The organism is Pseudoxanthomonas sp. (genome assembly GCF_002863005.1).
GTDB lineage: Bacteria > Pseudomonadota > Gammaproteobacteria > Xanthomonadales > Xanthomonadaceae > Pseudoxanthomonas_A.
Window position 1 is genome coordinate 35,011 of record NZ_PKDG01000010.1, and the last position, 11,985, is coordinate 46,995.

Consider the following 11,985-nt stretch of genomic DNA (forward strand, 5'->3'; position numbering starts at 1 on the left):
CGTGAGGTCACGCCCTTGCGCCGTGTGTTGGCTTAACGGGGGCCGGGTTCGGCGTCGCCCAGCGCCTTCGACTTGGCGCCGGTGCGGTAGAGCAGCCAGCCCACGATCGCCAGGATCACGAGGCCGACGATCTCGCCCTGCTGGAAGGCTTCCGGCAGCACCAGCACGTCGCGATCCTTGAACACGTAGATAGCGATGCCGACCGCGATGCCCATCAGCGCTTCACCGGTAATCAGGCCCGCGGCGAACAGGGTGCCGGGACGGTGGATGCGGTCGCGCGCTTCCTCGTCCTTCGTGCCGACCATGCCGTGGCGCTTCTCGACCAGGTAGGCGAGCAGGCCGCCGAGGAAGATCGGCACCATCAGCTCCAGCGGCAGGTAGATGCCGATCGCGGCAGCCAATACCGGCACGCGGAAGCTGCTGCCCTTGGCTTTCAGCGTCTCGTCGACGGCGATGATGATCGCGCCGATGACCGCGCCGATGCCGATGATGCCCCACGGCAGTTCGCCACCGAACAGGCCCTTGGCGACCGATGCCATCAGCGTGGCCTGCGGGGCGGAAAGCGGATTCGGATGTTCGGCCGTCGGTGCACCGATGCCGTAGGCCTCGGACAGGATGTTCAGCACCGGCGCCATGATCAGCGCGCAGGAGAACGCGCCGATGCCCAGCATCAGCTGCTGCTTCCACGGGGTCGCACCGACCAGGTAACCCGCCTTGAGGTCCTGCAGGTTGTCGCCACCCACGGCCGCCGCGCAGCACACCACGGCACCGATCATGATCGCAGCCACGGCGCCCAACGGCGCCCCACCGGAACCGACCGCCATGCGGCCGCTCTCGCCGAGCAGCAACAGCAGCACGACGGAGGCGAACAGGATGGTGGCGATGGTGATGCCCGACACCGGGTTGTTCGACGAACCCACCAGGCCGGCCAGGTAGGCCGATACGGACACGAACAGGAAGCCGGCCACGATCATGATGATCGCCATCGGGATGCTGACGTGCCACATGCCGACGATGGCCTGGTAAAGCAGCAGCAGCGGCAGCACGAAGACCACCAGCGCCACCAGCATCCACTTCATCGGCAGGTCGCGCTCGGTCTCGGCGACATCGGCGCCACCGGAACCGGCGCGCGCGGCGGCGATGCCGCTCTTCACGCCCGACAGCAGCGACTTGCGCAGCGAGAACAGCGTCCACACGCCGCCGATCAGCATCGCGCCCACGCCCAGGTAGCGGATCTTCGCCGACCAGATGGCACCGGCCACGTCTTCGGCACCTGCGCCTGCGATGCTTTGCGCCAGCGCAGGATCGGTACCCATGAAAAACATGTGGTACAGCGGGATGGCGATATGCCAGGACAGGATGCTGCCCGACAGCACCACGATGCCGATGTTCAGGCCCACGATGTAGCCCACGCCCAGCAATGCGGGCGACAGGTTGGTGCCCATGTAACCGAGGTACTTGCCGAAGAAACCCGCGCCCGCGGCGGTGTCCGGGATCAGGCGCATGCCGCTGTGCGCGGCGACCTTCAACACGGCACCGATGGCGGCGGAGAACGCCAGGATCTTCAGGCCCGGCCCCGGATTCTCACCCGCCTTGAGCACTTCGGCAGCGGCCTTGCCTTCGGGGAACGGCAGCGGCTCCTCGACGATCATCGAGCGGCGCAGCGGCACCGAGAACAGCACGCCCAGTAGACCACCGAGGCCGGCGATCGCCAGCACCCAGGAATACTGGAAGTCCTGCCAGTAGCCGAGGATGATCAGCGCGGGGATCGTGAAGATCACGCCGGCCGCGATCGACGAGCCGGCGGAGGCGCCGGTCTGCACGATGTTGTTCTCCAGGATCGTGCCGCCGCCCAGCAGGCGCAGCACGCCCATCGAAACGACGGCCGCCGGGATGGCGGTGGCCACGGTCAGGCCGGCGAACAGGCCCAGGTAGGCGTTGGCGGCCGACAGCACGACGGCCAGCACGATGGCCAGCACGACGGCGCGGAAGGTAAGTTGCGGGGTCCCCGAGCTCATTGCATGTTCCCGAATTGCGGAAAGCCGACACGCTAGCGTCCGCTGCCCGGCAAGTCCAGCCGGAACGCGCGCCGTCGCTATACTCGCCGCGGAATCCACGCCGGAGCGGCCCTTGACCCCCCTCGCCCCCGCGGCCACCGGCCGCGACGACTTCCTGGGCCACCCCAAGGGGGTCTACGTCTGCTTCTTCACCGAGATGTGGGAGCGCTTCTCCTTCTACGGGATGAAGGCGCTGCTGCTGCTGTACCTGACCAAGTACCACCTGTTCGCCGACGGCGCGGGCTACGACCTCATCGGGGCCTACGGCGGACTGGTCTACTGCGTGCCCGTGATCGGCGGCGTACTGGCCGACCGCTGGCTAGGCATGCGCAAGGCGGTGGTCTTCGGCGGATTGCTGCTGGTGGCCGGCCATGCCGGCATGGCGCTCGAAGGCGCGGCTGCGACCATGGACGCTGGCGTGGTAACGCGCGATGAAGGCGCGCTGCGCGCAATGTACCTGTCGCTCGCGCTGATCGTCATGGGTGTTGGCTTCCTGAAGCCCAACATCACCGGCATCGTCGGCCGGCTGTATCCAGCGGGCGACCCGCGCCGTGATGGCGGCTTCAGCCTTTTTTACGCCGGCATCAACCTCGGCGCCCTGCTCGCCTCGCTGGTTTGCGGCTATCTCGGCGAGACGCTGGGCTGGAAGTACGGTTTCGGCGCGGCCGGCATCGGCATGCTGCTGGGCCTGGCGATGTTCCTCTGGGGCCGGCGCTACCTGCAGGGCCACGCCGAACCACCCTCGCCCGCGGCACTGCGCGTAGCGGTATTGGGAGTTCCACGGGAATGGCTGATCTACGCGGGCGCAGCACTGGGCGTGCTGCCCGTGGCGTGGCTGATGTGGGCGGCGGCCAACGGCGCGTTCGCGCTGGGCGGCGAATTCTCGCTCGCGCTAGCGCTGATGCTGCTGGTGCTGGCCACGGTGCTGGCGTGGTTCCTCTGGTTCATCACCACGCAATGCGCGCCGGTGCAGCGTCGCCAGATGCTGGCGTTGATGGCGCTGATCTTCATGTGCCTGGTGTTCTTCACGCTGTACGAGCAGACGTACGGCTCGTGGGTGATGTTCACCGACAGGATGCTGACGAAAGACCTGTTCCCGTCATTGGTACAGCCGGCAGCGGTGGTGGTCTGGTCGGATAGCGTTGCCGCGAACATCGCGCTCTTCCTCGGCAGCGCGCCGTGGTCCACCTGGGCGCTGGTGGCGATGCCGCTGTCGTTCGTGATCGCGTCGCGCTGGTCGGAGCGGAGCACGCGCCCCGGACCACCGCGCGCACTGTTCCTCGGCACCGCTGCGCTGATGGTGGTGCTGGTGCTGCGCGACTCGTTGGTGCTGCCGCAGACGGCCGGCTCACTGACCTACCTGGGTGCGATGTTCCTGGTGGTGCTGGCGCCCGTGTTCGCGTGGCTGTGGGCCACGCTGGGACGACGCAGCCTCGATCCGTCCAAGCCGGTGAAAGGCGCGCTGGGCCTGTTGTTCGGCGGTCTGTCCTTCATCCCGCTGGCGCTCGCGGCGCAACAGGTGGGTGACACTGGCGTGGTCGCGAGCGTGTGGTGGCTGGTGCTGGCCTACCTGTTGCTCGAGATCGGCGAGATGTGCCTCGCCCCGGTTAGCCTGGCCGCCGTCACCGAACTGTCGGTGCCGCGCGTGGTGAGCTCGATGATGGGCATGTGGCTGCTGGCCACCGCATTCTCGGAAACGCTTGCCGCACAGTTCGGCAAACTTGCGGCGATGGATATGCCGGACGATGGCGCACTCGATATCGCGCACGCGGCCACCGGCTTCGCCGACCTGTTCTGGCTGATGATGTGGATCGGCCTGGGATGCGCCGTCATCGCGCTGTTGGCCTCGCCGTGGTTGCGGCGGGCGATGCGCACGACGGAGTGACCGGTCTTGCGATGGTAGGGCGGCGGGTGGCCGCCCGTACAGGATGTCCTACTTTGCCGTTGCGCCACCGAGATGGCGACTGAAGAACGCCAGCAGCTTCGTGTAGTAGTCGCGCTGGTTTTCTTCCTTGTAGTAGCCGTGACCTTCGGTGCGGTAGTAAACCGCTTCCACCGGCACGCCCGCCGCCTTCAAGCGACGTTCCATCAGTTCGGTGTGCTGGACAGGCGCGCGCTCGTCTTCACCGCCCGCCGCAAGGAACACCGGCGCCTTGATGCGGTCTGCCATGTTGGCCGGTGACACGGCCGCCACGTCCTTCGCTTCCCCTATCCAGTCGCGCAGGTAATAGCGACCCGATTTCGCTTCGCGGATGTCACCGCGCGTATGCATCATGGTCAGGTCATAGACGCCGACGTTGCCAGCGGCGCATCGATACAGATCGGGCTCCTTCGCCGCGCCGGTCAACGCTGCGTATGCGCCGTAGCTCGCGCCATAGATGCAAATCCTCTTCGCATCCGCGACACCGGTCCGGACTGCCCAGCGGGTCGCATCCGTCAGGTCGTCCTGCATGGCGCCGCCCCACTGGCGGGCGCCGGCTTGACGGAAGCCGCGCCCGTAGCCGCCCGAGCCGCGGAAATTGACCTGCAGCACAGCGTAGCCTGCGGCGGCGAGCATCTGTACGTCGCCGTCGAATCCCCAGCGGTCGCGAATACCGTAAGGTCCTCCATGTGGATACACGACGAGCGGAAGATTCTTGCCGTCGGTCCCTACGGGCAACGTCAGGTAGCCATGCAGGACGAGACCGTCGCGCGCCTTGAGCTGGATCGGCGTCATCGGCGCCAGCCGCTCGGGGTCGAGCCAGTCGCGACGACTCAACAGATAATCCATCTTCCGCGCCGCGACATCGAAGACATAGAAGTCGCCCGGATTCCGATCCGAAGACACTTGCACCAGCGCCAGCTTGCCGTCGCGCGTCACGGAGGTGATTTCGACAAACTCGTTCGGGAACGCCTCCTCCACGCTCTGCAGCAATCGGGCTTCCGGATGCTGGGGATCCAGCGGAAGCACGTCCGGCTTTCCGTCGAAGAACACGGCGGCCATCGGGCTCCCGGTTCTGTCATGCGCATGCAGGACCGCATCCGGATCGACATTCGCGTTACGCAGCACGTCCTTGCGCTCACCGGTGGCGACGTTCCAGGCGATGATCGCGTCCGTCCCATCGGCCCGTTCCACGTTGAGATAGGCCACGCGGGGATCCGCACCGAAACCGAGCGGGAGCTCCACGCGGGCGGTATCCAGTTCGTCGTTGATGCGCTGCCATTCCTTCCCGTCACCCTCCCGGTAGTAGAGCTGGCTCGCGTTTTCGACGGTCCTTCCATACGCGAACCGAACGACACCCGAGCCATCAGTCAGGAAGTCAGATTCCTGCACGGGCGCGCGCGCGAGCAGCACGCGACGACCGCTGTAGACGTCCATTTTCTCCGCACGCGTATAGGAATGATCTCCGAACGGGCGGATCATGACGACGACATTCCGGTCATCATCGGGAAGCGTATCCACCAGGAAGCCCGCGACGGCCTCCGCTTTCTTTGGCTGGATGCGCGTTGCGACCCCTTCGGCTTCGACCCGGTACCCGAGCAGGTTCTCCTTCTTCGACCCGTCGGCATTCATTGCGTACAGCTCACCGGTGAGCTGCGGCAGGTCTAGTGAACCGAGCTTCTGGGCGACCGAGAACATCACACGGTCGGGGTTGACCCACCAGAAATCCGCCACGTGGTTGTTCTTGCCCAACGACGCGGCGGCCAACACGCGATTGTCCTTCCGGCTCAGGACCACGAGTCCCGTCCGGTCTTCCTTCTGCACGGTGGCCGCCAGGAATTCGCCATCGGGCGACAGCTTGATGTCGGTGAAGGCATCCTTGCGGACAAACGGCCCGATATCGATAACCGTAACCGCGCCCACCGGCATGGCCACGACGCACACGCAGACCATGACGGCCCCACGGACCATCTTCGAAAACATCCCCATATTGCCTCCCCAGGCCACGAAGAGCTCATCGTTCCACAGCAAGGACGCGCATTCAACGACGACGGGGAAGCCCTGCCACCTGCAGGACCAGGCGATCTCAGCCCGCGAGTACCTTTCGCAGACCCTCGCGCCAGTCCGGCATCGCGTATCCGAGGCGTCGCTCCAGCTTGCCGACGTCGAGGCAGGAGTAAGCGGGCCGTCGCGCGCGCGTCGGATAGTCGGCCGTCGTGATCGCGACCACGCGGGGCGCGCGTGGGATCAGCCCCTGCGTGATCGCCTCGTCGAAGATGGCTTCGGCGAAGCCGTGCCAACTCGTCTCGCCCTGAGGAGTCAGGTGGTAGGTGCCGGAGACGGCATCGCCTTCTCTCAGCAGCGCCGCCGTCACCTCCGCGATCAGGGTTGCGGGTGTCGGTGTCCCGATCTGGTCGGCCACCACGCGCAGTTCGTCGCGCTCTGCACCCACCCGCAGCATGGTGCGCATGAAGTTGTGCCCATGCTGGCCGTACACCCACGCCGTGCGCAGGATCAGATGCGCGCCGCCGGCTGCCCGCACGGCCTCCTCGCCCGCCAGCTTGCTTGCGCCGTATACGCCCAACGGGTCCACAGCATCGTCTTCGCGATAGGGACGCGTACCCTGCCCGTCGAACACATAATCCGTCGAGTAGTGCACGAACGGAATGCCGCGGGAGGCGCAAGCACGCGCCAGTACGCCCGGAGCGTCTGCATTGGCGCGAAACGCCGCCGCCTCGTCGTCTTCTGCCTTGTCCACCGCCGTGTAGGCCGCCGCATTGACGACGGCGATAGGCGCGATCCGCTCCACCAGATCAGCGAGCGTGTCGGGCCGGTCCAGGTCGGCGATCTCGCAGGCGCTTCCATCAGGCAACGCGCCCGACCGGGTGGTCGCCACTATCGGTCCCAACGGTGCCAGGCTGCGCCTCAACGCATGTCCGACCTGTCCGTTGGCGCCAAGTACCAGGACCGTCATGACGTGAACGTCGGCAGGCGATCCGGCGCGATGCCCGCCAACAGGGGAGCCACTGCGTCCTTGGCCGACAACTGCGGATCACTCACGGGCCACTCCACGCCGATCGCCGGATCGTCCCAGCGCACGCTGGCGTCTGCGTCCCTGTCGTATAGAGCCGTGCAGAGATAACTGAAGACCGCGCGCTCGGAGACGACGGCGAACCCGTGCGCGAAGCCTTCCGGAATCCAGAATTGCCGTTTGTTCTCGGCGCTCAACATCACGGCTTCCCACTGCCCGAAGGTGGCGGAGCCGCGGCGGATGTCGACGGCCACGTCGTAGACCTCGCCTTCCAGGACGCTGACCAGCTTGCCCTGTGGATTCGGCCACTGGTAGTGCAAGCCGCGGAGTACACCACGCGACGAGGACGAAACGTTGCTCTGGACGAACTTCGTCGGCAGACCGCGCTCGCCAAAACGCGCAGCGTTCCAGGTTTCGAAGAAGAAGCCGCGCTCATCCCCGAAGACGGCCGGCTCGATGACGACGCAGCCCGGCAGCCGGGTTTCAATCAACTTCACTTCACGATCCCACGTGCCGCGAGCGAAAGCAGATATTGTCCATACCCATTCTTGGCCAATGGTGCAGCCAGCTTCTCGACTTGGGCCGCATCGATCCATCCATTGCCGAATGCGATCTCTTCAGGGCAGCACACCCGCAGCCCCTGTCGCGCCTCGATGGTCTCGATGAAATTCGAGGCCTCCAGCAGCGACTGGTGGGTACCCGTATCGAGCCATGCGTGACCGCGGCCCAGCGGCTCCAGGTGGAGAGCCCCCGCCTCGAGGTAACGACGATTGAGGTCGGTGATCTCCAACTCGCCACGGGGGGAAGGCTTCAGTTCCGACGCGTATTGGCTAGCATGGCCGTCATAGAAATACAGACCAGTCACGGCGTAGTTGGATCGCGGTTTGACCGGCTTCTCTTCGATGCCGACGACACGCCCCTCCTTGTCGAACTCCGCGACACCGTAGCGCTCCGGATCGTTGACCCAGTATCCGAAAACGGTGGCCCCGCCGGCGCGGGCATCGGCGCGACGAAGCTGTTCGGTGAATCCGTGGCCATAGAAGATGTTGTCGCCCAGCACCAGGCAGCTCGGCTTGCCATCCACGAAGTCGCGACCGATCAGGTAGGCCTGCGCCAACCCGTCCGGGCTCGGCTGAACGGCATACTGGATGTCCATGCCCCACTGGGATCCGTCGCCCAGCAACGCCTTGAACAGCGCCTGTTCGTGTGGCGTGTTGATCACCAGCACTTCGCGGATGCCCGCCAGCATCAGCACGCTGAGCGGGTAATAGATCATCGGCTTGTCGTAGACCGGCAGCAGTTGCTTGCTGATGGCCTGCGTCAGCGGATACAGGCGGGTGCCAGAGCCGCCGGCCAGGATAATGCCCTTGCGCATTGTCATCGTCGTCTTCCCTTACGCGGCCGTGCCGATGCGTTCCAGGCGGTAGCTGCCGTCCAGCACGCGCTTCACCCAATCCTGGTTGGACAGATACCAGTCGACGGTTTCAGCGATGCCCTGTTCGAAGGTGTACTCGGGCTCCCAGCCCAGCTCGTCGCGCAACTTCGATGCATCGATCGCGTAGCGCCGGTCATGGCCAGGCCGGTCGGCGACGAAGGTGATCTGGGTGCTGCGGGATTGCCCATCAGCGCGCGGCACGCGTTCATCCAGCAACGCGCAGATCGTGTGCACGACCTCGAGGTTCTGTTTTTCGGCGTTGCCGCCGACATTGTAGGTTTCGCCGACGCGCCCCTTCTCCAGCACACGGCGGATGGCGCTGCAATGGTCACCGACGAACAGCCAGTCGCGCACGTTCTTGCCATCGCCATACACGGGCAGCGGTTCACCCGCCAGTGCACGCGCGATGATCAGCGGAATCAGTTTCTCGGGGAAATGATACGGGCCGTAGTTGTTCGAGCAATTGGTCGTCAGGACCGGCAAGCCATACGTGTGGTGGAAGGCGCGGACCAGGTGGTCGGACGCGGCCTTGGACGCCGAATACGGTGAGTTGGGCGCATAAGGCGTAGTTTCCGTGAACTTGCCGGTCTCCCCCAGCGATCCGTAGACCTCGTCGGTGGACACGTGCAGGAAACGGAAATTCCCTCGCCGCTCGCCCTCCAATGCCTTCCAGTAGTCGCGCGTCGCCTCCAGCAGGCCCAGCGTGCCGACGACGTTGGTCTGGATGAAGGCGCCGGGCCCGTCGATGGAACGGTCGACGTGGCTCTCCGCCGCGAAGTTGACGACCGCATCGGGGCGGTGCTCGCCGAGCAGTCGCGACACCATATCCCGGTCGCCAATATCGCCCTGCGCGAATACATGCAGCGGATTGTCCTGGAGGGATGCCAGGGTATCGAGGTTGCCGGCGTAGGTCAGGGCATCGAGGTTGACCACCTTGATGCCGCTGGCGACGGCGCGCAGCACGAAGTTCCCGCCAATGAAACCGGCGCCGCCGGTCACGAGCCATGTCGGCATGTAATGCTCCTTAGTTCAGTGCAGATTGCTTTCCGTTCGATCGCGAAACGCGATCCTCAGAACGGAATGTCGTCATCCGCGAAATCGTCCATCGGCGCCGGTTGCGAAGTCGGTGCAGGCGCGGAACGGCGCTGACCGCCGCCACCCCCCTGGCTGCCATAGTCCTGGCGCGGCGCGCGGGCCGGGCGGTCGCCGCCCATGCCACCGCCACCACCGCCCTCACGGCCGCCCAGCATCTGCATCTCGTCGGCGATGATGTCGGTGGAGTACTTCTCCTGCCCGTCCTGGCCGGTGTACTTGTCGTAGCGGATCGAGCCTTCCACGTACACCGAGCTGCCCTTGCGCAGGTATTCGCCGGCGATCTCGCCGAGCTTGCCGAAGAACACCACGCGGTGCCATTCGGTGCGCTCCTGCTGGTTGCCGTCCTTGTCCTTGCGCACGCTGGTGGTCGCCAGGCTGATGCGGGTGATCGCCATGCCACCCTGGGTGTAGCGGGTTTCTGGGTCGTTGCCGAGGTTGCCGACCAGGATGACTTTATTGATGCCGCGGGCCATATCGATATCCGTTCAGGGATGCCCGCCGAGCGCGGGCAAAGACCAGTGAAGTATACCCGTCGGGGTCCCGCCATCGGCCGCCGACCGGCTCACATGTAGGGCATTGCCGCACGCCAGACCTTATAATTACGTGACTTTCCGGCACCTTGCCCCATGTCCGTCGTCGATTCCCCCCGCTCCGCCTTGACCCTTCCCGCCATCCAGTCGCTCGCGCAAGCGGACATGGCGGCAGTCGACGCATTGATCAGGGCCCGACTGGCCTCGGACGTGGTGCTGATCAACCAGATCGCCGACCACATCATTTCGGCGGGCGGCAAGCGTTTGCGGCCCATGCTGGTGGTCTTGGCCGGACTGGCCTGCGGGCCCAGCACACCGGATCACCACCAGCTGGCGGCCATCGTCGAGTTCATCCACACCTCCACCCTGCTGCACGACGACGTGGTGGACGAATCCGACCTGCGTCGTGGCCGCAGCACGGCGAATGCCCTGTGGGGCAACGCGCCGAGCGTGCTGGTCGGCGATTTCCTGTACTCGCGCAGCTTCCAGCTGATGGTGGAACTGGACCGCATGGACGTGATGCGCCTGCTGGCCGACACGACCAACCGGATCGCCGAAGGCGAAGTGCTGCAGCTCCTGCACGTCCACAACCCCGACACCGACGAAGCCGCCTACCTACGCGTGATCGAGCGCAAGACGGCCGTCCTGTTCGCGGCGGGCACGCAGCTCGGCGCACTGGCGTCCGGCGCCGACGCCGCCACGCAACGCCGCCTCTACGACTACGGCATGGCCTTGGGCTATGCGTTCCAGATCGCCGACGACGTGCTCGACTACACCGCCGATGCCGAGGCGCTGGGCAAGAACCTGGGCGACGACCTGGCAGAGGGCAAGGCGACCCTGCCGCTGATCCATGCCATCCGCCACTCGGATGCCGCCACGGCAGACCGTTTGCGCACGATCGTGCAGGCCGGCGAAGCGGATGCGATGCCCGAGGTGCTGGCGGCGATCCGCGCGACCGGCGGCCTGGAATACAGCCGCGAGCGCGCGCACCACTACGCGACGCTGGCCGAGCAGGCGCTCGACGACCTGCCGGCCTCCGATGCGCTGGCCGCACTCCGCGGCCTCGCGCGCTACGCGGTCGAACGCGGGCACTGAGCGCGCCCGCGCCCGCTCAGCGGGCGAATACGTCGTCGAAGAAATCCGCCATCATCCGGTAGGCGCGCTTTGCCGACGGCGCGTGATACACGCAACCTGGCGGATTTTGCGCATCGGATTCGGCGAAGCAGTGCACCGCACCACCGAAACTGACGAACTGCCAGTCGGCACCTGCCTTGCGCATCTCGTCCTGGAAGGCGGTGATCTCCGCCGCGGACACATAGGTGTCGTCGCCGCCGTTGAGCACCAGCACCGGTGACTTGACCGGGCCGGCCGCCGGCAGGTCGGTGGCGAGCCCACCGTGCAGGCTGACCACGCCGGACAACGCATCGCCCGCGCGGACCAGTTCCAGCACCGTGCTGCCACCGAAGCAATAACCGAATGCGCCGATGCGGGTCGCGTCGACCAGCGTTCCGGGTTGCTGCTTCAGCACCTCGACCGCCTTCTGCACGCGAGCGCGCAATTTCGGCCGGTCCGCGCGCATCGCGGTGGCCACCGGTCCGGCTTCGGCATCGGTCTTCGGACGGATACCCTTGCCGTAGACATCGGCCACCAGCACCACGTAATCGTCGCCGGCGACCAGGTGCGCTTTCTCGATCGCGGACGCGTTCACGCCTTTCCAGTTGGGCACCATCACCAGGCCGGGGCGCGGTTTCTTCACGGCATCGTCGTAGACGAGTACACCGGCGAACGTATCACCGCCGATCTTCCATTCCACCGGCTTGGCGACGGGTGCTGCCATCAGCGTGGACGACCAGAAAAGCGAGAACAAAGCAGGCAGCAGCAGTCGGCAACGCATGGCGGGCTCCTCGTGGGGGCAG

General features: G+C 65.9%; 10 protein-coding genes. 2 read left to right on the forward strand and 8 right to left on the reverse strand.

Going from position 1 to position 11,985, the window contains the following annotated elements; all coding sequences use genetic code 11:
* Positions 1-32 precede the first annotated feature (32 nt).
* Complete coding sequence (locus CYU89_RS03390; RefSeq protein WP_296278812.1) at positions 33-2,018, reverse strand: oligopeptide transporter, OPT family; 1,986 nt, start codon at positions 2,016-2,018, stop codon at positions 33-35.
* A gap of 112 nt (positions 2,019-2,130) precedes the next feature.
* Here CYU89_RS03390 and CYU89_RS03395 point away from each other — a divergent pair, with 112 nt between their 5' ends.
* Positions 2,131-3,942, forward strand: a complete 1,812-nt coding sequence (locus tag CYU89_RS03395) for an oligopeptide:H+ symporter (protein WP_296278813.1) — start codon at positions 2,131-2,133, stop codon at positions 3,940-3,942.
* Between the two features lie 48 nt (positions 3,943-3,990).
* Here the strand turns inward: CYU89_RS03395 and CYU89_RS03400 are convergent, their stop codons facing one another.
* The 6 genes from CYU89_RS03400 to CYU89_RS03425 are packed head-to-tail and all read right to left on the reverse strand — an operon-like array spanning position 3,991 to position 10,012.
* Entirely contained in the window at positions 3,991-6,009 is a 2,019-nt protein-coding gene (locus CYU89_RS03400) for a S9 family peptidase (protein ID WP_343125237.1), read from the reverse strand.
* A gap of 55 nt (positions 6,010-6,064) precedes the next feature.
* Positions 6,065-6,952, reverse strand: a complete 888-nt coding sequence (gene rfbD / locus CYU89_RS03405; protein WP_296278814.1) for a dTDP-4-dehydrorhamnose reductase — start codon at positions 6,950-6,952, stop codon at positions 6,065-6,067.
* Entirely contained in the window at positions 6,949-7,506 is a 558-nt protein-coding gene (gene rfbC / locus CYU89_RS03410; RefSeq protein ID WP_296278815.1) for a dTDP-4-dehydrorhamnose 3,5-epimerase, read from the reverse strand. Before rfbC ends, rfbD begins: the two co-directional genes overlap by 4 nt.
* A complete protein-coding gene (rfbA, locus tag CYU89_RS03415; protein ID WP_296278816.1) occupies positions 7,503-8,390 on the reverse strand; it encodes a glucose-1-phosphate thymidylyltransferase RfbA in 888 nt (295 codons plus the stop codon). The genes rfbC and rfbA overlap by 4 nt, the downstream gene beginning before the upstream one ends.
* 12 nt (positions 8,391-8,402) lie before the next feature.
* Positions 8,403-9,458 carry a dTDP-glucose 4,6-dehydratase gene (gene rfbB / locus CYU89_RS03420; protein WP_296278817.1) on the reverse strand — a complete coding sequence of 352 codons (1,056 nt, stop codon included), beginning with the start codon at positions 9,456-9,458 and terminating at the stop codon, positions 8,403-8,405.
* A gap of 56 nt (positions 9,459-9,514) precedes the next feature.
* Positions 9,515-10,012: a single-stranded DNA-binding protein gene (locus CYU89_RS03425; RefSeq protein ID WP_296278818.1), complete on the reverse strand. Its 498-nt coding sequence runs from the start codon at positions 10,010-10,012 to the stop codon at positions 9,515-9,517.
* Positions 10,013-10,165: 153 nt separating this feature from the next.
* On the opposite strand from CYU89_RS03425, the gene CYU89_RS03430 reads away from it, so the two are divergent.
* Entirely contained in the window at positions 10,166-11,164 is a 999-nt protein-coding gene (locus tag CYU89_RS03430) for a polyprenyl synthetase family protein (protein ID WP_296278819.1), read from the forward strand.
* Between the two features lie 16 nt (positions 11,165-11,180).
* On the opposite strand, the gene CYU89_RS03435 is transcribed toward CYU89_RS03430, so the two are convergent.
* A complete protein-coding gene (locus tag CYU89_RS03435) occupies positions 11,181-11,963 on the reverse strand; it encodes a dienelactone hydrolase family protein (RefSeq protein WP_296278820.1) in 783 nt (260 codons plus the stop codon).
* Between the last annotated feature and the right edge of the window lie 22 nt (positions 11,964-11,985).